The 25,302-nt window shown below is 71.1% G+C and carries 27 protein-coding genes; 11 read left to right on the top strand and 16 right to left on the bottom strand.

The genetic code is table 11. From position 1 onward, the window contains the following. Position 1 precedes the first annotated feature (1 nt). Positions 2–916 carry a LysR substrate-binding domain-containing protein gene (locus ACIGA3_RS05565; RefSeq protein ID WP_399710867.1) on the bottom strand — a complete coding sequence of 305 codons (915 nt, stop codon included), beginning with the start codon at positions 914–916 and terminating at the stop codon, positions 2–4. 136 nt (positions 917–1,052) lie between these two features. Between ACIGA3_RS05565 and ACIGA3_RS05560 the strand changes: the two genes are divergently transcribed. Together ACIGA3_RS05560 and ACIGA3_RS05555 are read left to right on the top strand one after the other, a co-directional pair. After that, positions 1,053–2,063, top strand: coding sequence for an aldo/keto reductase (locus ACIGA3_RS05560; RefSeq protein WP_399710866.1), 1,011 nt, complete (start codon positions 1,053–1,055; stop codon positions 2,061–2,063). Positions 2,064–2,092: 29 nt separating this feature from the next. Next, a complete protein-coding gene (locus tag ACIGA3_RS05555; protein ID WP_399710864.1) occupies positions 2,093–2,515 on the top strand; it encodes an SRPBCC family protein in 423 nt (140 codons plus the stop codon). Positions 2,516–2,884: 369 nt separating this feature from the next. Here ACIGA3_RS05555 and ACIGA3_RS05550 read toward each other — a convergent pair whose 3' ends face one another. Beyond that, positions 2,885–3,889 carry an SDR family NAD(P)-dependent oxidoreductase gene (locus ACIGA3_RS05550; RefSeq protein ID WP_399710862.1) on the bottom strand — a complete coding sequence of 335 codons (1,005 nt, stop codon included), beginning with the start codon at positions 3,887–3,889 and terminating at the stop codon, positions 2,885–2,887. 119 nt (positions 3,890–4,008) lie between these two features. On the opposite strand from ACIGA3_RS05550, the gene ACIGA3_RS05545 reads away from it, so the two are divergent. Both ACIGA3_RS05545 and ACIGA3_RS05540 read left to right on the top strand, forming a co-directional pair. Next, the gene (locus tag ACIGA3_RS05545; RefSeq protein WP_399710860.1) at positions 4,009–4,527 is read left to right on the top strand and encodes an SRPBCC family protein; all 519 of its coding nucleotides are present in this window, start codon (positions 4,009–4,011) and stop codon (positions 4,525–4,527) included. 75 nt (positions 4,528–4,602) lie between these two features. Further along, on the top strand, positions 4,603–6,927 hold the full coding sequence (locus tag ACIGA3_RS05540) for an FdhF/YdeP family oxidoreductase (RefSeq protein ID WP_399710858.1): 2,325 nt from the start codon (positions 4,603–4,605) through the stop codon (positions 6,925–6,927). A gap of 21 nt (positions 6,928–6,948) precedes the next feature. Here ACIGA3_RS05540 and ACIGA3_RS05535 read toward each other — a convergent pair whose 3' ends face one another. Genes ACIGA3_RS05535 through ACIGA3_RS05500 form a run of 8 tightly spaced genes read right to left on the bottom strand, consistent with a single transcriptional unit; the run spans position 6,949 to position 10,851 of the window. Continuing rightward, a complete protein-coding gene (locus tag ACIGA3_RS05535; protein WP_399710856.1) occupies positions 6,949–7,362 on the bottom strand; it encodes a gas vesicle protein K in 414 nt (137 codons plus the stop codon). Beyond that, positions 7,352–7,603, bottom strand: coding sequence for a gas vesicle protein (locus ACIGA3_RS05530; protein ID WP_399710854.1), 252 nt, complete (start codon positions 7,601–7,603; stop codon positions 7,352–7,354). The genes ACIGA3_RS05535 and ACIGA3_RS05530 overlap by 11 nt, the downstream gene beginning before the upstream one ends. Further along, complete coding sequence (locus ACIGA3_RS05525) at positions 7,600–8,409, bottom strand: GvpL/GvpF family gas vesicle protein (protein ID WP_399710853.1); 810 nt, start codon at positions 8,407–8,409, stop codon at positions 7,600–7,602. Before ACIGA3_RS05525 ends, ACIGA3_RS05530 begins: the two co-directional genes overlap by 4 nt. Then, positions 8,402–8,980, bottom strand: a complete 579-nt coding sequence (locus ACIGA3_RS05520) for a gas vesicle protein (RefSeq protein ID WP_399710851.1) — start codon at positions 8,978–8,980, stop codon at positions 8,402–8,404. The genes ACIGA3_RS05525 and ACIGA3_RS05520 overlap by 8 nt, the downstream gene beginning before the upstream one ends. A gap of 44 nt (positions 8,981–9,024) precedes the next feature. Further along, complete coding sequence (locus ACIGA3_RS05515; RefSeq protein WP_391293766.1) at positions 9,025–9,273, bottom strand: gas vesicle protein GvpG; 249 nt, start codon at positions 9,271–9,273, stop codon at positions 9,025–9,027. A gap of 15 nt (positions 9,274–9,288) precedes the next feature. Then, positions 9,289–10,002, bottom strand: a complete 714-nt coding sequence (locus tag ACIGA3_RS05510) for a GvpL/GvpF family gas vesicle protein (protein WP_399710849.1) — start codon at positions 10,000–10,002, stop codon at positions 9,289–9,291. A gap of 3 nt (positions 10,003–10,005) precedes the next feature. After that, on the bottom strand, positions 10,006–10,476 hold the full coding sequence (gene gvpJ, locus ACIGA3_RS05505; RefSeq protein WP_399710847.1) for a gas vesicle protein GvpJ: 471 nt from the start codon (positions 10,474–10,476) through the stop codon (positions 10,006–10,008). 24 nt (positions 10,477–10,500) lie between these two features. Beyond that, on the bottom strand, positions 10,501–10,851 hold the full coding sequence (locus tag ACIGA3_RS05500) for a gas vesicle protein (protein WP_399710845.1): 351 nt from the start codon (positions 10,849–10,851) through the stop codon (positions 10,501–10,503). Between the two features lie 245 nt (positions 10,852–11,096). On the opposite strand from ACIGA3_RS05500, the gene ACIGA3_RS05495 reads away from it, so the two are divergent. Together ACIGA3_RS05495 and ACIGA3_RS05490 are read left to right on the top strand one after the other, a co-directional pair. Beyond that, entirely contained in the window at positions 11,097–12,032 is a 936-nt protein-coding gene (locus tag ACIGA3_RS05495; RefSeq protein WP_399710843.1) for a histone protein, read from the top strand. A 3-nt stretch (positions 12,033–12,035) separates the two neighbouring features. Continuing rightward, entirely contained in the window at positions 12,036–13,031 is a 996-nt protein-coding gene (locus tag ACIGA3_RS05490) for an SRPBCC family protein (RefSeq protein WP_399710841.1), read from the top strand. A 62-nt stretch (positions 13,032–13,093) separates the two neighbouring features. On the opposite strand, the gene ACIGA3_RS05485 is transcribed toward ACIGA3_RS05490, so the two are convergent. Next, a complete protein-coding gene (locus ACIGA3_RS05485) occupies positions 13,094–14,104 on the bottom strand; it encodes an epoxide hydrolase (RefSeq protein WP_399710839.1) in 1,011 nt (336 codons plus the stop codon). Between the two features lie 114 nt (positions 14,105–14,218). On the opposite strand from ACIGA3_RS05485, the gene ACIGA3_RS05480 reads away from it, so the two are divergent. The 3 genes from ACIGA3_RS05480 to ACIGA3_RS05470 all read left to right on the top strand — a co-directional run bounded on the left by ACIGA3_RS05480 (position 14,219) and on the right by ACIGA3_RS05470 (position 17,978). Next, positions 14,219–15,517, top strand: a complete 1,299-nt coding sequence (locus ACIGA3_RS05480) for a PP2C family protein-serine/threonine phosphatase (protein ID WP_399710837.1) — start codon at positions 14,219–14,221, stop codon at positions 15,515–15,517. 90 nt (positions 15,518–15,607) lie between these two features. After that, positions 15,608–16,723, top strand: a complete 1,116-nt coding sequence (locus ACIGA3_RS05475) for an aromatic acid exporter family protein (RefSeq protein ID WP_399710836.1) — start codon at positions 15,608–15,610, stop codon at positions 16,721–16,723. Between the two features lie 124 nt (positions 16,724–16,847). Next, complete coding sequence (locus ACIGA3_RS05470) at positions 16,848–17,978, top strand: amidinotransferase (protein ID WP_399710834.1); 1,131 nt, start codon at positions 16,848–16,850, stop codon at positions 17,976–17,978. A gap of 13 nt (positions 17,979–17,991) precedes the next feature. Here ACIGA3_RS05470 and ACIGA3_RS05465 read toward each other — a convergent pair whose 3' ends face one another. Beyond that, complete coding sequence (locus ACIGA3_RS05465) at positions 17,992–19,503, bottom strand: MFS transporter (RefSeq protein ID WP_399710831.1); 1,512 nt, start codon at positions 19,501–19,503, stop codon at positions 17,992–17,994. Positions 19,504–19,688: 185 nt separating this feature from the next. Between ACIGA3_RS05465 and proP the strand changes: the two genes are divergently transcribed. Beyond that, a complete protein-coding gene (gene proP / locus ACIGA3_RS05460; protein ID WP_399710829.1) occupies positions 19,689–21,185 on the top strand; it encodes a glycine betaine/L-proline transporter ProP in 1,497 nt (498 codons plus the stop codon). A 79-nt stretch (positions 21,186–21,264) separates the two neighbouring features. Here the strand turns inward: proP and ACIGA3_RS05455 are convergent, their stop codons facing one another. Genes ACIGA3_RS05455 through ACIGA3_RS05445 form a run of 3 tightly spaced genes read right to left on the bottom strand, consistent with a single transcriptional unit; the run spans position 21,265 to position 23,239 of the window. Next, on the bottom strand, positions 21,265–22,071 hold the full coding sequence (locus ACIGA3_RS05455) for an SAM-dependent methyltransferase (RefSeq protein ID WP_399710827.1): 807 nt from the start codon (positions 22,069–22,071) through the stop codon (positions 21,265–21,267). A 35-nt stretch (positions 22,072–22,106) separates the two neighbouring features. Continuing rightward, positions 22,107–22,364, bottom strand: a complete 258-nt coding sequence (locus tag ACIGA3_RS05450) for a DUF397 domain-containing protein (RefSeq protein ID WP_031181346.1) — start codon at positions 22,362–22,364, stop codon at positions 22,107–22,109. Beyond that, entirely contained in the window at positions 22,361–23,239 is an 879-nt protein-coding gene (locus tag ACIGA3_RS05445) for a helix-turn-helix domain-containing protein (protein WP_399710825.1), read from the bottom strand. The genes ACIGA3_RS05450 and ACIGA3_RS05445 overlap by 4 nt, the downstream gene beginning before the upstream one ends. A gap of 162 nt (positions 23,240–23,401) precedes the next feature. Here ACIGA3_RS05445 and ACIGA3_RS05440 point away from each other — a divergent pair, with 162 nt between their 5' ends. Further along, a complete protein-coding gene (locus tag ACIGA3_RS05440; RefSeq protein ID WP_399710824.1) occupies positions 23,402–23,842 on the top strand; it encodes an ATP-binding protein in 441 nt (146 codons plus the stop codon). A 6-nt stretch (positions 23,843–23,848) separates the two neighbouring features. On the opposite strand, the gene ACIGA3_RS05435 is transcribed toward ACIGA3_RS05440, so the two are convergent. Next, positions 23,849–25,204 (bottom strand): PP2C family protein-serine/threonine phosphatase, encoded by a 1,356-nt coding sequence (locus ACIGA3_RS05435; protein WP_399712418.1) that lies wholly within the window; start codon positions 25,202–25,204, stop codon positions 23,849–23,851. Positions 25,205–25,302: the final 98 nt, after the last annotated feature.

Below are 25,302 nucleotides of genomic sequence, written 5' to 3'. Positions count from 1 at the left end.
GTCAGTCCGTCACGTCGGCGGCCTGGTCGCGGGTGTCGAGGACGGTGGTGCGGAACGACGTCACCACGGGCCGGAGATCGACCTGGTGCCAGGCCGCCCACAGCCGAACGGACATGTCCAGCCAGGGCAGTTCGCGCACCGTCACCCCCGCGACCGGTCCGCGCAGCATGCTCCGCTGGATCAGCGCCACCCCGAGCCCGGAGGCGACGAGCCCGAGCGCGGTCAGCGGCTCGGACGCCTCCAGCCGGATGTCGGGCGTGAACCCGGCGGCCGCGCAGGCGGCGATGAACTCGTCCCGCCAGGCCGGGCGTCGGCTGTTCTCCACCGCGATCCACGGCTGCTCCTCCAGGTCGGCCGGGTCCACGCGGGCCGACTCGGCGAGCGGATGCCCGGTCGGCACGGCCAGCAGCAGGGGGTCGTCGGTCAGCAGCGCGGCCCGCAGATCCGGATCGTCCTCGGCCGGCGGCTCCGGTACCAGGGCGATGTCCAGGCTCCGCTGGCGCAGACCCTCGAACTGCTCGGCGGCGGAGAAGTTGTAGAGGGCGACGTGGATGCCCGGCCGTTCGTCGTGCAGCTCCCGCAGCGCGCGCGGCAGCACCCCGGTGTGCATGGCGTCGACCGTGTACCCGATGCACAGCCCGCCCTCCTCGCCCCGGCCGAGCCGGCGGCCCAGGTTCTCCAGCCGGTCGGCGTGCCGCAGCAGCGCCTTGGCCTCGGAGAGGAAGACCCGCCCGTCCGCGGTGAGCCGGATACGCTGCTGGCTGCGCTCGAACAGGGTCAGCCCGAGGTTCTTCTCCAGCTGGGCGATCTGGCGGCTGAGCGGCGACTGCGAGATGTGCAGGCGCTCGGCCGCGCGGCCCACGTGTTCCTCCTCGGCGACGACCACGAAATAGCGGAGCTGGCGCAGATCCAGCATGTGAGACCTCCAGGGACTCAAGTATGTCCAAGCAAGTCTTGGACAGTCTCAAGCTTCGATCCTAGCCTCGACAGAGCAAGAACCGCGGACCACTGCAAAGCCCGCGCAACCCCACAAAAGCAAGGATCACGCTCACATGGGTATCAAGTCCCTCCTCCCCGGTCCCCTGGGCTTCGGCACCGCTCCGCTCGGCAACATGTTCCGGGCCATCCCCGAGGAAGAGGCCGCCGCGACCGTCGCCGCCGCCTGGGACCAGGGCATCCGCTACTTCGACACCGCGCCCTTCTACGGCGCCGGCCTGTCCGAGATACGCCTCGGCGAGGCCCTCGCCGGCCGCCCGCGCGACGACTACGTGCTCAGCACCAAGGTCGGCCGCGTCATCCACGACGACATCGAGGACCCGGCCGCCCGCGAGCTGGGCGAGAAGGGCGGCCTCTTCGAGCACGGCCGCCCCAACCGGATGACCGACGACTACACCGCCGACGCCACCCTCCGCTCCATCGAGGACAGCCTGAAGCGGCTGGGCACCGACCGGCTGGACATCGTCTGGGTCCACGACATCGCCCAGGACTTCCACGGCGACCAGTGGCTCGCCCGCTACGAGACCGCCCGCACCGGCGCCTTCCGCGTCCTTCAGGAGCTGCGCGACGAGGGCGTCATCAAGGCGTGGGGCCTCGGCGTCAACAAGGTCGAGCCGATCGAGCTGACCCTCGACCTCGACGAGCCCCGCCCCGACGCCTTCCTCCTCGCCGGCCGCTACACCCTGCTCGACCACGACCGCGCCCTCCAGCGGCTGCTCCCGGCCGCCGCCGAACAGGGCGTCGACATGGTCGTCGGCGGTCCCTACAGCTCCGGCGTGCTCGCCGGCGGGCGGCACTTCGAGTACCAGGAGGCCCCGCAGGCGATTCTCGACAAGGTCGACCGGATCAAGGCCCTGGCCGAGCGGCACGGCGTCTCCATCAAGGCGGCGGCCCTCCAGTTCGCCCTGGCCCACCCCGCCACCGCCGCCGTCGTCCCCGGCGCGACCCGGCCCAGCCGGATCGCCGAGGACGTGGCCGCGCTGCACGAGAGCGTCCCGGCCGCGTTCTGGGCGGACCTGCGCGCGGAGAACCTGATCTCCGCCGCCGCTCCCGTCCCCACCGTCTGACCCCCGACCGACCTCCCGAGGAAAGCACCATGGCAAGCACGAGCACGTACATCGACGTCCCCCACACCCCCGAGCACGTCTGGCGGCTCATCGGCGGCTTCGGCTCCCTGCCCGACTGGCTCCCCTACATCCCCGGCAGCACCCTCGGCGAGGGCGGCCGCGTCCGCACCCTCACCAACGCCGGGGGCGAGGTCATCGTCGAGCGCCTGATCGCCTTCGACGAGGAGGCCCGCAGTTGCACCTACGCCATCCTGAAGGCCCCCTTCCCGGTCACCGGCTACCTCTCCACCCTGACCGTGCGCGACCTCCCCGACGCCGGCACCGCCCGTGTCGAGTGGTCCGGCACCTTCACCCCGGCCGGCGCCACCGAGGAGGAGGCGGTCGCCCTGTTCCACGGCATCTACGCCGAGGGGCTGGCGGCGCTGGAGCGGACGCTGCGCGAGGGCGCGTAGCCTCCCCGCGCCGGCGCGTGATCTCCGGACATCCGCCGGCGCGGCCGCCAGTTCCCTACGATGCCGACATGCCCCGACCCGGCCCGGACCCGTACTGGAACACCAACGTCGCCCGCCACCCCGGCATCCTGCGCCAGGTTCCCCGCGGGTGCGGGGACGCCCTGGACGTCGGCTGCGGGGACGGGCTGCTGGCACGCAAGCTCGCGAGCCGCGTCCGGCACGTCACCGGCATCGACAAGTCGTCTGGCGAGGGCGGGGATGAGCTACGGCGAGGTGCGTGCCGCGGCGCGGCTGTTGTTGCCCGGGGTGCGCTATCGGCGGCACGTGCTGCGCCGGTACTCGCTCATCTGGCGGAAGCCGTGAGAGCTGTCACGCGCTCGTAGGCGGGCCCGGGGTCTGTTGGTTGTAGCGGCGGGCCGCTCGGTCGTTGAGGGCTCGGCCGGCTTTGTTGAGGGCCCGGCGCCAGGTGGGGGAGTGGGGAGCGCGGAGGGAGTGGCCCTGGCGCAGGGGGCGGGGGTGGCCGTCGGGCGGGGGCTGGGGGAGGGCGCGGGCGGCCAGACCGGTCGCCCGGGTCGTCGCCGTGGGCGCCACCCCGTGGGCGACCGAGGCCAGGCGGGCGGCCGGGGTGAGGACCACGCGGGTGCGGCGGCGCTCCACCGCCTGGACGACCTTCTCCGCCGCCCGCTCCGCGTCCATGGACAGCACCGGCGCGCCCGCGAGCGTGGAGAACCAGGCGTACTCCGCCTCCGCCTGCCCGCCGAACTCGGCCTGGAGATGTGAGCCGGTGCGCATCAGGCCCGGATGGACGGTCGTCACGCTGACCGCGCTCCCGGCCGTCTCCGCCTGGAGCCCCTCGCCCAGCGCCCGTACGGCCGCCTTCGCGCAGGAGTAGGGGACCAGGTGCGGCGGGGAGACCAGTCCGCCGACCGAGCCGATCAGGCCGAGGCGGCCGCCGGCCGGGCTGCGGCGCAGATGGGGGAGCGCGGCCAGACAGGTGTACAGGGTGCCGTCGAAGATCGTCGCCATGGCGTCCCGGAAGGCCCCGCTGCCCGCCGCCTCGGCCGGGGCGACCTGGATGACGCCCGCGTTGGCGATCACCACGTCGAGCCCGCCGGTCGCCGCGGCCGTCTCCTCGACCACCGCCGACACCGCGCCCTCGTCCCGTACGTCGCACACCACCGCGCGCACCGTACGGCCGGTCCGGCGGCGTATCCATCCCATCGCCCGGGCCAATTCCTCGGAATCCCGCGCGAGTATCGTCACCTCGCATCCGCGAGCCGAAAGCCGCGCGGCCGTCAGCAGGCCGAGACCTCGGGAACCGCCTGTGACCAGCGCGGACATGCCTTCGGACAGGGTGTCGTCGCTGCGCGTCATGTCCATACCTTTCGCCCAAAAGCTGGCAAATGCGGCTTCGAGTGCCCATTTCCCCGCTGTGGCGACGGGTGCGCGGTCCGGCAAGACTGGATTCATCCGTGCCTGGAAGCAGGTGGACCATGAGCAGTATCGAAGAGTCGGTCGAGGTCCGAGTACCCGTCCGCACCGCGTACGACCAGTGGACCCAGTTCAAGAGCTTTCCCCGGATCATGACCGCCGTGCAGCGCGTGGACCAGGTCGGTCCCGCGATGACCCGGTGGAAGGTGAAGACGGGGCTGCTCAGCAAGGAGTTCATGGCTGAGATCGTCGAGCAGGAACCGGACTCGCTGATCGCCTGGCGAAGTGTGGGGCGCGACCCCTGGCTGTGGGGCGACGTGTCCTTCCGCGAGGCCGCGCCGGGCCGCACCGTGATCACGGTGAAGATGCACATCGAGCCGCGCGGGCTCAGCGGCCGACTGCCGGGATCGGCGGACCGGGTGCGTCGGGTCGTCCGCGAGTCGCTCGAGAACTTCAAGGAGTTCATCGAGGGCCTCGGCGACGCCAGCGGCGCCTGGCGGGGCTCCATCCACCACGGCCGGGTCTCGCCCTCCGAGCCGGACCCGCCCAGGAGTCGCGTCCCCAAGTGGCCCGTCGGCTGACCCCCGAGCCGGCACGCGACACCGGACGACCGAGCGGCCCCCTGCGTTCCGCAGGACAGAGCGAGAGGCATTTCCATGAAGAAGGCGCCGAAGCACGAGCCGGACGAGCCGCTGACCGTCAGCCCGCCCAAGAAATGGGCGGCGGGCGTCCCCGCGGTGACGCACGCCCTGGAGTACTCCCTCGACGAGGCATCGCTGCGCACCACGGCGACGACGCTGTTGACCATGAACCAGGTCGGCGGCATCGACTGCCCGGGATGCGCCTGGGCCGACCCGGCACCGGGCCACCGGCACATGAACGAGTACTGCGAGAACGGTGCCAAGCACATCAACGACGAGGCCACCGGGCGCCGGATCACCCGCGAGTTCTTCCGCGCCCACACCGTCTCCTGGCTCAACGAGCAGTCCGACCTGTGGCTCAACCAGCAGGGCCGCCTCACCGAGCCGATGATCAAGCGGGCCGACTCGGACTACTACGAGCCGATCAGCTGGGCCGACGCGCTGGACCTGCTCGCCGACGAGCTGAAGTCCCTGGACTCGCCGGACGAGGCGTGCTTCTACACCTCCGGGCGGGCCAGCAACGAGTCGGCGTTCGTGCTCCAGCTGTTCGCCCGCGCCTTCGGCACCAACAACCTGCCGGACTGCAGCAACCTGTGCCACGAGACCAGCGGCTTCGGCCTGCACGAGACGCTGGGCACCGGTAAGGGCACCGTCTCGCTGGACGACATCTACCAGTCCGACCTGGTCTTCCTCGTCGGCCAGAACCCGGCGACGAACCACCCCCGCCAGCTGTCCGCGCTGGAGGAGTGCAAGGACAACGGCGGCAAGATCATCGCGGTGAACACGCTGCCCGAAGCGGGACTGATGCGGTTCAAGAACCCGCAGCAGATCCGGGGCATCGTCGGCGACGGCGTCAAGATCTCCGACCTCTTCATGCACATCCGCAGTGGCGGCGACCTGGCCCTCTTCCAGGGCCTCAACAAGCTGCTGCTGGAGGCCGAGGACGCCGCGCCCGGCACCGTGCTCGACCACGACTTCATCGCCGACCACACCTCCGGCTTCGAGGAGTTCGCCCAGCACGCCCGCAGCATCTCGTGGGACGACATCCTCACCGCCACCCAGCTCACCAGGGAGCAGATCGAGGAGGCCCACGACTACGTCATGCACGCCAAGAGCGTCATCGTCTGCTGGGCCATGGGCGTCACCCAGCAGCGGCACGGCGTGCCGACCGTCCGGGAGATCGTCAACTTCCTGATGCTGCGCGGCAACCTGGGCCGGGTCGGCTGCGGCGCCAGCCCCGTGCGCGGACACAGCAACGTCCAGGGCGACCGCACCATGGGCGTGTGGGAGCAGATGCCCGACGAGTTCCTGGACGCGCTCAAGTCCGAGTTCCGCTTCGAGCCGCCCCGCCACCACGGCTACGACGCGGTGAAGGCCGTCAAGGCGATGGCCGAGGGCAAGGTCAAGGTGTTCCTGTCGCTGGCGGGCAACTTCGTACGCGCCGCTCCCGACACCAACGTCACCGACGCCGCCATGCGCCGCTGCCGGGTCACCGCGCAGATCTCCACCAAGCTCAGCAAGGCGCACACCGTCACCGGCGAGACCGCGCTGATCCTGCCCTGCCTGGGCCGCACCGAGATCGACATCCAGGCCGGCGGCATCCAGTTCGTCACCGTGGAGAACACCTCCAGCGAGGTGCACACCTCCTACGGCAAGCTCCGTCCCGCCTCCCGGCTGCTGCTCAGCGAGGTGGCCATCCTGTGCCGCCTGGCCGAGCGCACCCTCGGCGACCGGGTCGACATCCCCTGGCTGGAGTTCGAGGCCGACTACGGCAACATCCGCGACCGGGTGGCCGAGATCATCCCCGGCTTCTTCGACTTCAACCGGCGGGTCTCCCGGCCCGGCGGCATCAAGCTCCCGAACCCGGTCAACGAGGGCGTCTACGCCACCGCCACCGGCAAGGCCATGTTCACCGTCAACGCGTGGGACATGTCCGCGGCGCCCCCCGGACACCTGGTCCTGCAGAGCACGCGCTCGCACGACCAGTGGAACACCATCCCGTACACCAACAACGACCGGTACCGCGGTATCCACGGACGCCGCAACATCATCATGATCAACCCCGAGGACATGGTCGATCTCGGGCTGATCAGGGGACAGTTCGTCGACATCATCGGCGTCTGGCACGACGACGTCGACCGCCGGGTGAAGGGCTTCGAGGTCATCCCCTACCCCACCACCCGAGGGTGCGCGGCCGCGTACTACCCGGAAGTGCAGCCGCTGATCCCGCTCGACAGCGTCGCCGAGATCAGCAACCAGCCCACCTCCAAGGGGTTCGTGGTCCGGCTCGAGCCGGGCAGCCCGCCTCCCGGCACCAAGCCCACCCACTGGCACGAGTGACCCCTGCCGCCGCTGCCGCCCTCACTCCGGGGGCGGCAGCAGCGTGCCCAGCGGACCCAGGTCGAGGTTGAGATCCTCCATCGTCAGGCCGTACCGGGCGCACAGCCCGGTCATCCGGTCGTGCAGGAGCATCAGCGTCGCCCCGAGCCGCTCCTCCTCCTCCTCGGTCAGGTCACCTTCGTCGACCCGGTGCAGCGCCTGCCGCTCCATCAGCTGACGCAGCAGCTCGACGAGGGTCAGGACCAGCTTCATCAAGTCCCGCTCCACGGTGTCGGGATCGGCCGTGATCCGGCGCGCCGGGGCGGACGCCCGCTCGCCGGAGGGGGCCAGATCGCCGGGGGCCGCGGGCAGCAGCCGGAACGCGCGCTCGGCGGCCGCCGCGACCTCCGCCCTGCGCCGCTCCGGGCCGCCCCGCGCCTCCTCCTCAGCCGTCATGCTCGCCCCGCGGCAGCGCCGGCGCCGACGTCGTGTCCTGGAACGGGGAAGGCACCTCCGAGCTGATGGACACGATCAGCGCCCGCAGCGACACGCGTACCAGGTCGATGCCCGCGATGGAGAGCACCACATCGCCGGTGAGCACCACCCCGCCGCTCAGCAGACGGTCCAGCAGATCGATCAGCGCAACCTGCCGCTGCGCCAGCGGCTCGGAGGCGGCCTGCCGGTCCGGAGTGGTCACGGCCCGGCCCCCGTCGCGTCGTCGCCGCTCTCCTCGTTCGCCATGGCGAACGAGTACGGCGCCCACGGCCCCGTGATCTCGACCCGCACCCCCGCCAGCCCGTCGGCGGCCCGCGCCACCTCGGCCCGGAACGCCTCGCCGTGCTCCAGTGGCACCAGATAGGCGTCGTTCATGACGTTCTCGCCCGCAGCCTCGGCGAGCGTCCCCTGCTGCACCCGGTGCCGGGCCCGCTCGGTGGCGTACGCCCGTCCAGCCGCCTCGATGCCCTCGGCCGCCCGCTGGGCCGACCCGTGCGCGGTGTCCCGCACCCGCTGCTGCTGCCTGCGGCCACGCAGATACGAGCGTCCGGGGCTCAGCTCGGCCTCGGCCGGGGCGGCGGGCGTCTCCGGAGCGGCCGAGGGCTCCACGTAGACCTTCACCCCCCACTCGACGTGTCCCGACAGTCGCGCCAGCCGGTCCGCGAACATCTCCCGCCCGCTGTCCAGCACTTCGCGCGCCCGCGCGTCGTCGAGATACACGGTGGCCAGGCGCAGCGGAAGCATCGTGGAGTGCGCGGCGACCGCCTCCACGACCCCGTGATGGGCGCGGGCCACCGCCGTCAGCCAGTCCAGATCCTCCAGCCGCCGGCGCAGCACCTCCTCCCGGAAGTCCTCCGCCGGCACCGAACTCGCCACCAGCACCAGGCCGTCGCCACCGGGCACCAGATGCACGGGGGCGCCGACCACACCCTCCAGCGCGGCCACCCGCTCCGCCAGGGTGTCGTCGGCGCGGGTCACGCCGTAGACGTAGGTCATGAGGTCACTCATGACGGGCCCGCTTCCGGCGGCGGGCGGGGCGCGGCTCCGGCTCTGGCTCCGGTTCCTCTTCCTCCACCTCGACCTCTTCCTCCTCTTCCTCCTCCTCAGGCTCCTCTTCCTCCTCCTCTTCCTCCTCCTCTTCCTCCTCCTCGGGTTCTTCCTCCTCCACCTCGACGTCTTCCACTTCCTCCTCGGGTTCCTCCTCCTCCTCCTCCAGCACCTCCGGTTCGGCCTCGAGAAGCTCCTCCGGCTGCCTGAGCGCGTTCAGTTCGGCCCGCAGGCGGGCGTTCTCCTCGGCGAGCGAGTGCTCGCCCCTGGCCCGCGAGGACAGGGAGGGATCGTGCTCCCACCAGTCGATGCCCATCTCCTTCGCCTTGTCGACGGAGGCGACCAGCAGCCGGAGTTTGATGGTCAGCAGTTCGATGTCGAGCAGGTTGATCTGGATGTCGCCCGCGATCACGATGCCCTTGTCGAGGACGCGTTCGAGGATGTCGGCGAGGTTGGCGGACGAGCCCTGCCCGTACGCCGGCGCCGCCCGCGACGAGGAGGAGCCGAGCCGGTTGCCCAGTGGTTCACTCACGGTGGTGGCCTCATGTTCCCTAGCGCGTGTTCCCTGGTGCCGGATCAGGGCTGCTGGTTGCGGAAGTTCCGTATCTCCTCCAGCCGGTCGAGCAGTTCGTCCTCGCGCCGGTCGAACGTCTCCTCGTCGATCTCCCCGGCGAGCAACTGCTTTTCCAGTGCGGCGAGTTCGCTCTGGACAGGCGCCGGGTCGTAGTACTCGTCCTCGGCTGCCTCCAGGACGCGCTCCATCACCCAGCCGACACCGCGCACCGGCGCCAGGGGGAGGGTGACGATCTGGGTGAACAGGCCCATGATGTCTCTCGGTTCTCAGACGAAGCTGTAGGGCGGAAGCGGGCCGTTCAGCCGGAAGTCGAGGCCCTCGCCCAGCTGATGGGCGACGCTCAACTCCGTGGTGAGGAAAGCCTCTTCCTGATCGTCGGCCACCAGGAAGGACACACTGAGGAAGTCCGATCCGGTCGGCTGCGAGGAGTCCAGGTCACGCGCGAACGGACGCAGCGCCTCCACCACGCCCGCGGCCAGCGCCTCCTGACGGGCCTGCACCTCCTGGGCCACCATCTCGCCGAGCCGCACGGGTGCCGACGGGTCCTCCGACCCGGCCCGGATCTCGTCGTTGAGCTGCCGCGCCGGGCGGGACTCGGTGAGGATCTGGCGCAGGAGGGAGTCCTCGTCCTGGGACACCTTCAGGTGGTACTCGGTACAGCCCTCCAGCTCCCGGAGCCGGTCCGCGTACTCCTCGGCCCGCTCCTCCAGCGCGGCCCGTACCTCGTCGTCGCTCGCTGCCACGAGCCCGAACCGCAGGGGCAGCACCGTGCCGTCGGCCATGAGCCGTTCCTGCACCTCCTGGTGCGCGCCGACGTCGCGGCGCTTGGGGCGCAGGTCCTCAGGCGCGTCGCTGACCACCGCGCACAGCGACCCGGCGGTCACGGCCCGCAGGGGGCCGGGCGATTCACCGACGCCGCGCAGGTCGTCCAGGCGCAGCGGGTGCTGCTTGTCGGTGACGGAGTAGACGTAGACGCCCATGACTCATTCCCTCTCGCGGGTCGAAGTCCGTTTGGAGGTGCGCTTGGCCGGCCGCCGCTTCCGCGCGGGCTCCCGCTCCTCTTCCTCCGCCTGGTCCTCGTCGTCGCTGTCACGGCCGGTGATGCCCTTGACGGACTCGGTGACCGCCTCGGCGGCGCCGCTCAGCGCGCCCTTGGACTTGCCCTTGGCACCGCTCTCCACGGTGTCGCCGACGATGTCGGTCAGCTGCGCCGGTGCCTTGCGCCCGGCTTCGAGGTCCAGCCGGTTGCACGCCTCCGCGAAGCGCAGATATGTGTCGACGCTGGCCACGACGATGCGCGCGTCGATCTTCAGTATCTCGATCCCCACCAGTGACACGCGGATGAAGATGTCGATCACCAGCCCGCGATCAAGGATGAGTTCCAGGACGTCGTAGAGGCTGCCGCCGCCACCCGCACGGGTGGTACCGCCTCCGCCTTGCGGCACCACGGTCATGGTGCCTCCCTTCACCGGGCGGCCTCAGCCGCGCCGGTCGATCTGCCCCCGGGTGTAGCGGCGCGTGCGCTCGTAGGACACGAGGTCGCCCTCCTTGTCGAGGGTGACGCGGTAAGTCGCCATCACGCTGGTCGTGTCGGGCACTCGCTCCAGTTCGAGCACCTCTACGTCGGCCTCCCAACCATCGTCCGTCGGTTTCAGCGCCGACACCGATTCCGGGGACCGGCCGAGCAATTCCGTCAGCTGCTCGGCGGCGGTCCGCATCGCCCAGGCAGGGCCCTTGGCGGGGCGGCGACGCGACTCACCGGCCGGGTGTCGACCGGTGCTGCGAGTGCTGCCGGAGCGCCGCTTCGCGGGCTCTTCTGCTGCGGCCATGGTCTCTCCGGAGGTCGGAGCGGGCGCCAGATTCCACGCATGAACATACAATTTCAGCATATAGGGTTATATGTCGCATCAGCGTCGGGCGGCTCCTCAGGGGCTCGCTGGGACCACGTGTGCGGCTCCAGCGGAGCCTCGGCGCGGCGCACGATGCGTGCGATCCCTTCCTCGATCGCGGGCCGGGTCGGGGGCCGGCCCGAAGCCCGGCTTCTTCCCCGACCCTTTCCGAAGGGAACCGGTTCATGAATGACACGACCAAGGTCGCTCTCGCCGCCGCCGTAGCCGGTGGCTACGTACTCGGACGTACGAAGAAGGGACGCCTCGCCTTCGCGCTGGCGACGTATCTCGCCGGGCGGCGTACCGGGCTCAATCCCCAGGCGCTCCTGACCGAGGGCCTGGGCAAACTCGGAGAGATGCCGGGCGTCGCCCAGCTGAACGAGCAGGTGCGCGGCGAACTGCTGAACGCGGGACGCAAAGCACTGACCGCCACCGCCGACCGCCGCCTCGGCGACCTCGCCGAATCCCTCCGTGAGCGCACGCAGCGCATCGGTCAGAAGCCGGAGGAAGCGGAAGAGGAGGAGCCCGAAGAGCCTGAGGAGGAAGAGGAGTTCGAGGAGGAGGAAGAGTCGGAGGAGCCCGAGGAGCCTGAGGAGGAAGAGGAGTTCGAGGAGGAGGAAGAAGTAGAGGAACCCGAAGCGCAGGAGGAGGAACCCGAGGAGGAGGAAGAGGAAGAACCCGAAGGGGAGGAGGAGCCCGAGGGGGAGGAAGCGGAAGAGGGTGAGGAGGAAGAAGAAGAGGAGCCCGAGGAGGAGGAACCTGAAGAAGAGGAAGAAGAGGAAGAAGAAGAGGAGGAGGAAGAGGAAGAGCCCGAGGAGGAGCCCGAGAAGCCGTCACCGCGCCGTCGGCCCGCCGCGAAGAAGGCCCCCGCCAAGAAGGACGCTCCGGCGAAGAAGGCCCCCGCGAAGAAGGCTCCCGAGAAGAAGGCTCCCGCCAAGAAGGCTCCTGCCAAGAAGGCCCCGGCGAAGAAGGCCGCCCCCGCCAAGAAGTCGGCCCCCGCCAAGAAGTCGGCCCCCGCCAAGAAGTCGACGGCCAAGAAGACGGCCGCGAAGAAGACCCCTGCCAAGAAGGCTCCGGCGAAGAAGTCGGCCGCCAAGAAGACCAGTGGGCGTCGGAGGTAGGTAATGGCCGGCACGGAAGACGTCAAGGACAAGGCCAAGGACGGTGCGGGCTCCGGCCTGGACATGCTGCGCGGCCAACTCGTCGACTATCTCGGCGCCCAGGCGGAGCACCTCGCCGACAAGGCGGGGGACAAGGTCACGGGCCTGACCGAGCAGCTCATCAAGACGGCCGAAGGCGGCGGCGGCGGCTTCCTCACGGGCGTCGGGAGCCGCATGCTCAAGGGCGAGTCGCCGTTCAAGGCGCTGGTCTCCCAGAAGGCCGGCGACGTCAAGGACAAGGTGGTGGACAAGGCCAAGGGCCTGTTCGGCGGCGGGAGCAAGGGGAAGTCCGGCAGCGCCAAGGTGATGAACATCATCGAGGTACTGGACATCGGACTGCCGCTGCGGACCACCTACGACCACTGGACCCAGTACGACGAGTTCAGCGGCTTCACCAAGGGCGTGCAGAGCGTCTCCCAGAGCGACGAGGTCACCAGCGACTGGAAGCTGAAGGTCGGCCCCTCCAAGCGCAGTTACAAGGCGACCGTGCAGGAGCAGATCCCGGACCAGCGGATCGTCTGGACCTCAGAGGGCGCCAAGGGCACCACCCGTGGCTGTGTGACCTTCCACGAACTCGCCCCGGAACTGACCCGGATCGTCCTCGTCGTCGAGTACTCCCCGGCCGGCTTCTTCGAGAAGACCGGCAACATCTGGCGCGCCCAAGGACGCCGTCTGCGGCTGGACTTCAAGAACTTCCAGCGCTACGTCAGCTTCGCCGACCCGGAGGAGCTGGAGGGCTGGCGCGGCGAGATCCGCGACGGCGAGGTCGTCCGCTCCCACGAGGAGGCCGTGGAGGAGGAGGAGAGCGAGGCCGAAGGCGAAGAGGGCGACGGTGACGAGGAGGAGTACGAGGACGAGGAAGAGGACGAGGGCGAGTACGACGACGAAGCCCCCGACGAAGAAGGCGACTTCGAGGACGAAGAGGAAGAGGAGGACGAGGAGGACGAGGAAGAGAGGTGACATCCGCACCGCTCACCGGGCGCGCCCGCCCCCACCACGGCGGCCGCGCCCGGCGAGCATGATCAGCCCCGGTCCAACTGCCGGAAGAACGCCCGGATGTCACCGACGAGCACGTCAGGCTGCTCCATCGCGGCGAAGTGCCCGCCCCGCTCGAACTCCGTCCAGCGCACGATGTTGTTCGTCCGTTCCGCCAGGTGCCGCAGCACGATGAAGTTCTCGCACGGGAACGCGGCGAACGCGGTCGGCGTCGAAGAGGGCTCGACCGGCAGACCCCAGTGGTCGGCGTGGGCCCGCTCGTAGTAGATGCGCGCCGAGGAACCCGCCGTCCCGGTCAGCCAGTACAGCATCACGTCGGTGAGCAGATGGTCGCGGTCGACGGCGTCCTCCGGCCGGTCCACCGAGTCCGTCCACTCCTTGAACTTCTCCGCGATCCAGGCCAGTTGTCCGACGGGGGAGTCGGTCAGGGCGTAGGCGAGGGTCTGCGGGCGGGTGGACTGGATGTCGGCGTAGCCCTGCTTCTCACGGCTCCACTCCTTCATCCGCGCCCAGGAGGCGAGGGTGCGTTCACGCTCGGCGGGGCTCAGCGCGGCGAGTTCCTCCCCGGTCGGCTCGGCCGTCGCACCGGCGCCGGGAATCAGGTTCAGATGGACGCCGATGACCCGCTCGGGGCGGATACGGCCCAGCTCGCGGCTGACGGCCGCGCCCCAGTCGCCGCCCTGGGCGCCGTAACGCCCGTAACCCAGGCGGTCCATCAGCTCCGCGAACGCCGCCGCGGTCCTGCGGTACTCCCAGCCGGGCTCGCGGGTAGGCCCGGAGAAGCCGAAGCCGGGGATGCTCGGCAGCACCAGATGGAAGGCGTCGGCCGGGTCGCCGCCGTGCGCGCGGGGGTCGGTCAGCGGGCCCGCGATCCGCTCGAACTCGGCGAACGAACCGGGCCAGCCGTGCGTGATGATCAGCGGGGTGGCGTCCGGCTCCGGGGAACGCAGGTGCGCGAAGTGGATGTTCGCGCCGTCGATCGTGGTCATGAACTGCGGCCACTCGTTCAGCCGGGCCTCGTCCGGTGAAGTCGTCATAGCGGCGCAGCCTAGGCGTCCCGCCCGGCGCGTTTCTCGTCATTTCCGGCGGGTCCCATGGGCCGAACGGCTCTCGACCGGTGCGGCCACTCGTGGGCCGGGTACGGGCAATGCATGGACAGCTTCGACGTGGATTCGGCGTTGCGGGAGGCACTGGACCGGCTCACCCTGCTGGACCAGACCGCGTCCGTACTGGCGAGCACGCTCGACGCGGAAGAGGGGATGCGCCGCGTGTGCCGGGTGCTCGTCCCGGCGCTGGCGGACTGGAGCGTGGGCGACCTCATGGACGAGGCCGGCCACCTGGAGCGTGTCTGCGTCACGCACGGGGAGCCGGGCACCTGGCTGGTCGGGATGACCGGTGTGCTGCCTAGTGTGGGGGAGGACTCCGAGGACCCGTGGTCGCGGGTGCTGCGCGGCGCCGGCGCGCTGCTGCTGTCGGCCGGGCGGTGCATGCCGGACGCGGAGACCGCCGACCCGTTGCACGCGCTGAACAGCGAGCTGTTCCGGCGGCTGGGCGGCGGCTCGGGGATCGTCGCCCCGCTGCGGGCCCGGCGCCGGGTGCTCGGCGCGCTGACTCTCGTCCGCGGCCCGGAGCGGGAGCCGTTCGGGGAGCGGGACCTGGCGCTGGTGGAGGGACTGGCCCACCGGGTGGGCCTCGCGGTGGACAACGCCCGGCTGCACACCGAGGTGCAGACCATCGCCGAGCGGATGCAGCGTTCCCTGCTGCCCAGCCTGCCCGTCGTGGACGGCCTGCGCATCGCCGCCCGCTACACCCCCGCCACCTCCTCCGCGCAGGTCGGCGGGGACTGGTACGACAGCTTCGTACTGCCCCAGGGCGACACCGCGCTGATCATCGGCGATGTCACCGGCCACGATCTCCAGGCGGCCGTGGCGATGAGCCAGATCCGCAACATGCTGCGCGGCATCGCCTGCGACCGCCAGGAGCCGCCCGGCCGCATCCTGCGCCGCCTGGACCTGGCGATGGCCGCGCTGTACCCGCACCAGACCGCCACCTGCGTCTACGCCCTGCTCAAGGGCCCTGAGGACGGCCGGTACCAGCTGGACTGGGCGTCCGCCGGCCATCTGCCGCCGCTGCTGATCACCCCGGCCGGGGACACGACGTACCTGGACGCCGGCCGCGGCATGGTCCTCGGCGTCGACCCCGAGGCCCAGCGGATCGGCGCCGACGCCGTCCTGCCGCCCGGCGGCACCCTGCTCCTCTACACCGACGGCCTGGTCGAACGCCGGGGTGAGCCCCTCGACCACAGCCTCACCCGGCTGCGCCGGCACGCGGCCACCCTGGTCGACCAGAACCTGGACGTCATGTGCGAGGAACTGCTGACCGGCCTCGCCCCGGACGCCGAGGACGATGTCGCCATGATCGCCCTGCGTCTGCCCACCTCCACGCCCTGACCACGCAGCCGGGCGGCGCGCCGGGGCATGACGGGCGGGTCCGCGTGGCACCCGCCCTGTGTGCGAGGGATACGTGCGACATGGCAAGGAATGACGGCTGACCTGTCGGCTGCGGTGGCCGCCGCGCGACGGGCCTTGGCGGGGCCCAGCCGGGAACGCGACCTCGTGGTGCAGGCGCTCAAGGCGGCGCTGGCCGCCTGGGTGGCCTGGGCGGTGGCGGGCTGGTGGCTTCAGGCGCCGGTGGCGTTCGTCGCGCCCTGGGTGGCAGTGGTGCTGGTCGAGTCCACCGTCTACCGCTCCCTCACCCACGGGCTACAGCAGCTCGCGGCGATCGCCACCGGTACCGTCGTCGCCACCGCCGTGGGGCTGCTGCTCCCGCACACCGAGGCCGCGATGGCTCTCGTACTGCCCCTGGTGCTGCTGCTCGGCCAGTGGCACCGGCTCGGCAGCCAGGGCATCTACGCCGCCACCGGCGCCCTGTTCACCCTGACCGCCGGACCCGTCTCCGTCGTCACCTCCGCCGCCCGGCTCGGTGAGGCGCTGTTCGGCGCGGTGGTCGGCCTGGCCGTCAACGCCCTGATCCGGCCGCCCGTCTATCTGCGCGACGCCCGAGCCCTGCTCCAGGACGCGGCCGACGAGGCCCACGACATCCTCCAGGAGGTGGCCGGGGGCCTCGCCGACGGGCGCCTGGACGCGGACGCGGTGTCCGGCTGGCACGACCGCGCCCTGCGGCTCTACCCCCTGGTCGAGCAGGCCAAGGCCGCCGTCGGCTGGAACCGGGAGAGCCTGCGCGTCAACCTGCGCCACCGCCCCAAGGCCGTACCCCACCCCGGCCGGGGCTACGACGACGCGGTCACCGTGCTGGAATACGCCGCCGTGCACACCGCGGGCGTCACCCGCACCGTGCTGGAGACCGTCTCCGACGAGGACGCGGCGCCCCGGCTGGAGGCCGGTATCGCCCGGCACTACGCCCGCTACCTCAGCCTGACCGCGCACGCGCTGCGCCTCTACAGCAACAGCCGCTTCGGCCCCGCGAGCGACGACGGGCTGCGCGAGGCCGTGCACGACATGCGCGAGACGCTCCAGACCCTGCGCCAGGACCTGGTCCGCTCCACCACCGACGACCCGGCCGGCGTCGCCGTCTACGGCGCCCTGCTCGCCCAGGCCCACCGCCTGGCCCAGCAGATGGTCCTCTCGGCCAACTGACCCGCTCGACGTTCCCGGTCCGGCGCCGCCCGGAGGAATTCCGGGACGCCGAACGTGGTACGAGAAGTACGTAAGGGGGTTTTTGCCAACGAATTACCTTCGGTGATCGAATGGACCGCGCGTGATGCCGACCTCCACGAGCACGACCACGACCCCGACCGCCGCCGCCGGATCCCTCGTCTCCCCGGTGAACTCGCACAACGAGTGGGACCCGCTGGAGGAGATCATCGTCGGGCGTCTCGAAGGCGCCACGATCCCCTCCAAGCACCCCGTGGTGTCCTGCAACGTGCCGCGCTGGGGCGCCGGGCTCCAGGGGCTCGCCGCCGGGCGAAGATACCCGCGCACGCTGATCCGGCGGGCGCAGCGCGAACTCGACCGGTTCATCGACCTGCTGCGCTCCCTCGGCGTCACCGTCACCCGCCCGGACGCCGTCGCACACCGGCGGGCGTTCGCCACCCCCGACTGGTCGTCCAAGGGGTTCTGCAACACCTGCCCCCGGGACAGCCTGCTCGTCATCGGGGACGAGATCATCGAGACGCCGATGGCGTGGCCCTGCCGGTACTTCGAGACGCACTCCTACCGCGGCCTGATCAAGGACTACTTCCGGCGCGGCGCCCGCTGGACGGCGGCCCCGAAACCCCAGCTCACCGACGAGCTGTACGAGGAGGACTTCCGTGTGCCAGGGCCCGGCGAGCCCATGCGGCGCATCCTCACCGAGTTCGAGCCGGTCTTCGACGCGGCGGACTTCGTACGCGCCGGGCACGACCTCTTCGTGACCCGCGGCAATGTCACCAACGGCATGGGGATCGAGTGGCTGCGAAGGCATCTCGGCCCCCGGTACCGCGTCCACGAGATCGAGAGCCGCTGCCGTACGCCCATGCACATCGACACCACGTTCGTGCTGCTCGCGCCGGGCAAGGTGATGGTCAACCCGGAGTACATCGACGTCCACCGGCTGCCCGGTGTCCTGAAGTCCTGGGACGTGCTCATCGCCCCGGAACCCGACCCGATCCACGACCCCCTGCTCAAGGTCACCTCGATGTGCGGCAAGTGGCTCAGCATGAACGTGCTGATGCTGGACGAGAAGCGGGTGATCGTGGAACGCCACCACACCGGCATGGTGCGCGCCCTGGAACGCTGGGGGTTCGAGCCCGTCCCGTGCGACCTGCTGCACTACGCGCCCTTCGGCGGCTCCTTCCACTGCGCGACGCTCGACGTCCGGCGCCGGGGTGTGGCGCAGTCCTACTTCCCCTGAGGCCGGGCGCCGGTCAGGTGTGCCGGGCGTGCACGGGGTTGTTGGCCACCTCGTCCGGGCAGCCGCGCCGGGAAGACCGGTCGCGCCGCCAGTCGAACGCGGCGAGCGCCAGCGACGCGGCCATGCCGAGGAGGGCGGCGGCCAGCGCGGCGACGAGGGCGGTGCGGTAGTCGCCGCCGGTGCTGCCGAGCACCACGTAGAACAGGCCGGGCAGCGCGGCGGTGCCCACCGCGGCACCCAGCCGCTGCCCGGTCTGGAGCGCACCCCCGGCCGCGCCCGCCATGCGCACCGGCACATCGCGCAGGGTCATGGTGATGTTGGGCGAGACGACGAAGCCGCTGCCGATCCCGCCGATGAAGAGCACCGGCGCGGCCACCCAGGGCGCGATCCCCAGCGGCGCGAAGCGCAGCAGCAGGGCGGTACCGCCCAGACCGGCGATCACGCCCGCCAGACCGCACACCGTCAGCACCCGGCCGAACCGCTCCACCAGCCGCCCCGCGAGCACGGCCGCGCTCGCCGAGCCGAGGGCGAAGGCGGTCACGGCGAGGCCCGACTCGAGCGGCGAGTAGCCGAGGCCGTGCTGGTAGAACAGCGCGAACACCAGCCAGACCCCGCTGAAGCCGACGAAGTACAGCGTGCCCACCCCGGCGCCGACCGCGTAGCCGCGCACCGTGGTGAACAGCCGCGGATCGAGCAGCGGCTGCGCGTCACGGGCGACCAGGCGCCGCTGCCACAGCCCGAAGCCGACGAGCAGCACGGCGGCGGCCGGGAAGAGCCACCACAATCGCCCGATCCCGCCGGAGTCCGCCTGGACCAGCGGATACATCAGCGCCAGCACCCCGGTCCCGAGCAGCAGCACACCCACCACGTCCACGCGCCCCCGCCCCGAGCGCTGGACGCGGGGCAGCAGACGGCGGCCCAGCAGGACGGCCAGGAGGCCGATGGGGACGTTGACGTAGAAGATCCACCGCCAGCCCTGCTCGCCGGAGGCCAGGGCGAGGATGGCGCCGCCGGTGATCGGGCCGATGGCGGAGGAGATGCCCACGGTCGCGCCGAAGAAGCCGAAGGCCCGGCCGCGCTCCGCGCCCCGGAACAGCTGCTGGATCAGCGCCGAGTTCTGCGGTGCCATGAACCCCGCCGCCAGCCCCTGGCAGAGCCGGGCCAGCACCAGCAGGGTGATGTCCGGCGCCGCACCGCAGGCCGCGCTGAAGACCACGAACCCGCTGAGCGCCAGCAGGAAGATACGGCGCCGGTCCAGCGCGTCACCCAGCCGCCCGGCGGTGACCAGGGCGAGCGCGAAGGTCAGGGCGTACCCGGACACCACCCACTGCACCTCGGCCGGGGTGGCGTGCAGATCCCGCTGGATGGTGGGCAGCGCCACCGCGACGATCGTCACGTCCAGCAGGCTCATGAAACCGGCGACCAGGGTCACCCACAGGGCCCGCCACCGGCGCGGGTCCGGTTCGTAGCCGTCCGCCGGGGCGGCCGGACGCCCGCCGCCCGCCGTCGATGCCGACCGAGTCACCAGGGCTCCTCTCGCCGGGACGCAACACCGGGCCATCGAGTTCCCCGACAGGCCCCCGGCACTCGTACGGCCCCTTTTCGATCACCCTCGGTAGCAGCTCGGGCGCGCAGTGAAGAGGATCGTTTGAGCACGCGCTGACGGTGCAGGTGTTCTGCTTGAAAACGTGTACGGCGAAAGGAACACCCATGGCGGCCCTCGACAACGAAGATCCGGTGGACCCCGGCGCGGTCAGACGCCACCGTGTGCTGTTCCGCGCGATCGAGCGGCGGCGCAACCCCAAGCTGCGCCGCAGCGACATCACCGTCACGGACCAGGCCGCCGTGAAGCGCGCCACCAAGGCGGCCGCGCTCGGCAACGCCATGGAGTGGTACGACTTCGGCATCTACAGCTATCTCGCCGCGACCCTCGGCAAGGTGTTCTTCCCCTCGGGGAGCGACACGGTGCAGCTGCTCAGCTCCTTCGCCACCTTCGCCGTGGCCTTCCTGGTGCGCCCGCTCGGCGGCATGGTCTTCGGGCCGCTCGGCGACAAGATCGGCCGTAAGCGCGTCCTGTCCATGACCATGATCATGATGGCCGTGGGCACCTTCGCCATCGGGCTGATCCCCTCGCACGCCGCCATCGGCCTGTGGGCCCCGGCCCTGCTGATCTTCTTCCGGCTGGTCCAGGGCTTCTCGACCGGCGGCGAGTACGGCGGCGCCTCCACCTTCATCGCGGAGTACGCCCCGGACAAGCGGCGCGGGTTCTTCGGCAGCTTCCTGGAGTTCGGCACGCTCGCCGGATACGTCGGCGCCTCCGGCCTGGTCGTCATCCTGAGCACCGTCTTCAGCGACGACCAGATGCTGCACTGGGGCTGGCGCATCCCCTTCCTGGTCGCGGCGCCGCTCGGCTTCATCGGCCTCTACCTGCGGCTCAAGCTCGACGAGACGCCCGCCTTCCTGAAGCTGGAGGGCGGCAACGTCCGGGCGACCGATGCCGCCGACGCGGTGGAGACCTCGGCCACCGCCGACCTGGGCAAGATCTTCACCCGGCACTGGCGGCCGCTGGTGCTGTGCCTCGCGCTCGTCGCGGCGTACAACATCACCGACTACATGCTGCTCTCGTACATGCCGACGTATCTGTCGGACGAGCTGGGCTACCCCACCAACCACGGGCTGCTGATCCTGCTGCTGGTGATGGTGCTCCAGATGTGCGTCATCAACCAGGTCGGCCGGCTCTCGGACCGCTTCGGGCGCAAGCCGCTGCTGATGGCGGGGATGCTCGGGTTCCTCTTCCTGTCGGTGCCCGCCTTCCTGCTCATCCGGCAGGGCAGCGTCGTCCTCATCGCCGTGGGCCTGCTCATGATGGGGCTCTCCCTGGTGACGATGCTCGGCACGATGTCGGCGGCGCTCCCGGCGATCTTCCCGACCCAGGTGCGCTACGGCTCCCTCTCGGTGGCCTACAACCTCGCCACCTCGATCTTCGGCGGCACGACCCCGCTGGTGATCACCTACCTGATCAGCGTCTTCCACACCAACCTGATGCCCGCCTACTACGCCACCGCGGCCGCGGTCGTCGGTGTCATCGCGGTGCTGTGTATGAAGGAGACGGCCAACAAGCCGCTCGCGGGCTCGCCGCCCGCCGTGGAGACGGAGAAGGAGGCCGCGGAGATCGTCCAGGCCCAGGCCCCGGCGCCCAGGTTCTGACCCGCGCCGGGTCCGCGTACGACGGAACGCCCCCAGCCATCGCGGCACGGGGGCGTTCCGTCGTCTCCGGCCGAAGGCGCTACGGCTTGATGCCCACCGCGGTCCACAGGCTGACCTCCGCGTCCGTGGCGGTCGGCTCGGCGTCCGGGCGCCAGCGGTGGCCGACCTGGACACCGGGCTCCAGCAGCTCCAGCCCGTCGAAGAAGCGCGCCACGTCGGCGCGGGAGCGGAACTGCACCGGGGTCCCGGCGCCGTTGTAGATGTCGGTGACCTTCTGCCAGGTGGGCGCGTCGAAGTCGGGCGTGCAGTGGCTCAGGGCGAGCGCGCTGCCCGAGGGAAGCACGTCCAGCAGCCGGCTGACGATGCCGTACGGGTCCCGGTCGTCCGGCACGAAGTGCATCAGGGCGTTCAGGGACAGCGCGACCGGCTGCCTCATGTCCAGGACGTCGGTCAGCTCGGGGGCGTCCAGCAGCGACTGCGGGTCGTTGACGTCCGCCTCTATGTACGCGGTGCGGCCCTCGGCGGTGCTGCGCATGAGGCGCTCGGCGTACTTGAGGACGAGCGGGTCGTTGTCGGCGTACACCACCCGCGCGTCGGCCACCACCGACTGGGCCACCTGGTGCAGGTTCGGCTCGGTGGGGACGCCGGTGCCGATGTCCAGCCACTGCCGGATGCCGTGCTCCCGGGCGAGGACCCGCGTGGCGCGGTGCATGAAGGCGCGGTTCTCGCGGGCGCACACGAAGATGCCGGGATAGGCCGACGCCACCGACTCCGCGGCGTGCTTGTCTATCTCGAAGTGGTCCTTGCCGCCCAGGTAGTAGTCGTACATCCGGGCGGAGTGGGGCCTGCTGGTGTCGATGTCCCGCGCCGCGTGCGAGTTGGTCATCCTGTCCCTTTTCGGTGTGTGCGTGGGGGGAGAAGTCAGCCGTTGGTCAGATGGTCGGCGAGGCCCCGCTTGACCCCCGCGACGAACGCGGTGATCTCCTCCGGGGTGTAGATCAGCGCGGGTCCGGCGGGGTCGGTCGACTGGCGCAGCGCCACCCGTCCGTCGGCGAGCTGCTTGGTCTGCACGCACTGGCCGCCGTTCGGGCCGCTCCAGGGGGACTCCCAGCCCTGCTCGCCGAGGTCGGAGGCGGGCATCCCGTTGTAGGCGTGGCCACGGCCGTCGATGGTGGTCATGAGTACTCCTTGCGCATGCGGTTCAGCAGCGCCCTGCTCTGCGCGTCGGAGGACAGCAGGGACATGCGGTTGTGCGCCTCCAGGTGGGCGACGACGTCGGAGCGCTGGTCCAGGTACATCGCGCCGGAGAGGATCTCGCTGTAGACGATGTCCGGCAGCTCCGGCTCCTCGAACCGGAAGTACGTGAACGGCGCGCACGCCCCCACATGGGCACCGGCGGCGAACGGCACGACCTCCACGCTGACGTGCTCCAGCTCCGAGAGCTCCAGCAGCCGGTCGATCTGCTCCCGCATCACCTCGGGACCGCCCACCACCCGGTGCAGGACGGCCTCCTCCATCACGACCCACAGCGTCGGCGAGTCGGCACGCTCCAGCAGGGCCTGGCGGCGCAGCCGCAGGTCCACGCGGCGCGCCAGGTCCTCGTCGCCGTCGTTCGGGAAACCGCCGCTGAGCACGGCGCGCGCGTACGTGTGGGTCTGGAGCAGGCCCGTCACATAGTGCGGCTCGTAGGTGCGCAGGGTCTTCGCGCCGGTCTCCAGGCTCACGTACGCGCTGAACCAGCCCGGCACCACATCGCGGTAGGCGTGCCACCAGCCGGGCTCGTTGGCCCGCTCGGCGAAGGCGACGAACTCGTCCCGCTCCTGCCGGTCGGCGCCGTAGGTCTCGAGCAGCTTCTCCACGTAGAGGGGCTTGAGCGCCACCTCCGCCTTCTCCAGCCGGCGGATGGTCAGGGCCGTGACCCTGAGCGCCCGCGCCGCGTCCTCCAGTGAGGCGCCCGCTTCCTGGCGCCGCTCCTGAAGCCTCCGGCCCAGGACCATGCGGAGCACGGTGGGCGCACTGGTGGTGCTGCCCGCACTCGAACGGCCTTCACTCACGCCCTACCTCCTGATGGGCTGTCACTCGTAAGAGTGTGACAGGGAGTTGGTGAATCAACCAGACGGATAGCGGCTCTCTGTAATTATCAGGGAGTCGGTTGCAGCCTGAACTCGGTTGCGAGCATAGTTACTTGAGTGACCGCCTCACGGAAGGCAACCATCGTGCCCCCCACCACGACCTCGTCTCCCGACCTGTTGGACGTCGCGGACCCGGACCAGACGCACTGGATCACTCTGCGCTCGCACCACTCCAGCGTCAGGATCGCCCGCCGCTCCATGCGGGACCGGCTGACCGGGTGGCCGCTGCCCGGAGAGCTGCGCGCGGACGCCGTGCTGCTCGTGTCCGAACTCGCCACCAACGCCGTCCTGCACACCTCCAGCGTGCGCATCCTGTGCGGTATCGGCCTCATCGCCCCCGGCCGCCTGCGCATCGAGGTGCACGACCACGACTACTCCGGCCAGGGCCTGTCCCGGCGCGAACCCGGGCCCGACGACGAGGGCGGGCGGGGGCTCCTGCTCGTCGAACAGCTCGCCGACTGCTGGGGCGTCGACCGGTCCAGGCTCACCAGTGGCAACGCGGTGTGGGCGACGCTGACCTTCTGACGCGCATCAGTCTTCGGCGGGCGTCAGTTCGGCCAGCAGCAGGGTCCGGTCGTCCGCGCCGCCCGTGCCCGAGGGTGCGTTCAGCAGGTGCTCGCACAGTGCGGGCAGATCGGTGCCCAGCTCGGAGACGGCCGCGTCCAGGGAGTCGGCCAGGCGGGCTATCTGGTGGTCGATGTCGGCGTCGCGGGACTCGACCAGACCGTCGCTGTAGAGCACCAGCAGCGCGGACTCCGGGACGGTGAACACGGTCGCCTCGTAGTGGCCCGTGCCCAGCCCCAGGGGCAGTCCGGGCTCGGTCAGCGGGACCGGGACGGTCCTTCCGTCCGGGCCGCGCAGTAACGGGGGCGGATGACCGGCGCTCACCAGCGTGCAGGTGCGCTCCCCGGGCGCCCACTCGGCGTAGACACAGGTGGCGAAGGAAGCGCCGGGTGTGTCACAGGCGAGCGCGTCGAGCCGCCGTACGAGATCGACCGCCGGGATGTCGAACCCGGCGAACGCCCGCACAGCGGTGCGGAGTTGCAGCATGGCGACGGCGGACTCCGGGCCGTGGCCCATGGCGTCGCCCACGATCAGGCTGACCCGGCCGTCCGGCCGTCGCAGCACGTCGAACCAGTCGCCGCCTATGACCGTGTCCTGCCCGGCCGGGAGCGAGCCGTGGCTGACCCGGCAGCCCTCGAAACTCTGGAGCGCGCCGGACGGCAGGCTGCCCCGGATGGCCAGCGTGGTACGCCGCTCGTGCTCGTAGCGGCGGGCGTTGTCCAGGGCGACCGAGGCCCGTGCCGCCAGCGCCTCCAGGGCCGCCACCTCGGTGGGCCGGAACGGCTCCCGGTCCGGCCCCCGCGTGCACGCGACGAAGCCGATCGTGACGTCCCGCAGCCGCAGCGGCACGACGAGGAAGGACGCCGTCCGCAGCAGCTCGTCCATCCGCGCGTCCCCGTTGCCGGAGGCGATCAGCCGCGCGGAGGTGTGCGGGTCCACCGAATCCAGCAACTGCGCCTGCCCGGAGGACATCGCGCGGGCGTACGGCGTCTCGCGGGGGAAGACGATCACCTCGCCGACCGGCAGCAGCTTCTCCCAGTCCTCCCGCGCGTCCGCACCCACCCGCAGTGCCAGCCGGTGCGCCTCGATGCGCGGCGGGTCCGGAGCCACGCCCGCGTTCTCCCCCCGGCGCCACCGCTCCAGCAGATACACCGACGCCGCGTCGGCGAAGGCGGGCGTCAGCCGTTGCGTGAACTGGCCTCCGGTCAGCGGCAGATCGAGCGCGGAGCCGATCGCGTCGGCGGCGGGGGAGAGGAGCGGCCGGCGCGGCGAGGGCCGGGCGGCGGGCGGTTCGTCGATGCGACCGCACGGGTCGTTCCGCAGAGTCGTGCCTTTCCGGGGGGGGGGGGGGGGGGGGGGGGGGGGGGGGGCCCAACGGGCCGCGCCCGGCGCACGACGGGCGGGGGAAAATGTGAAAGAAC

The sequence above is a fragment of the Streptomyces sp. NPDC085596 genome (genome assembly GCF_044541565.1).
Taxonomy (GTDB): Bacteria; Actinomycetota; Actinomycetes; order Streptomycetales; family Streptomycetaceae; genus Streptomyces.
This window is presented reverse-complemented; position numbering and strand designations above follow the sequence as displayed.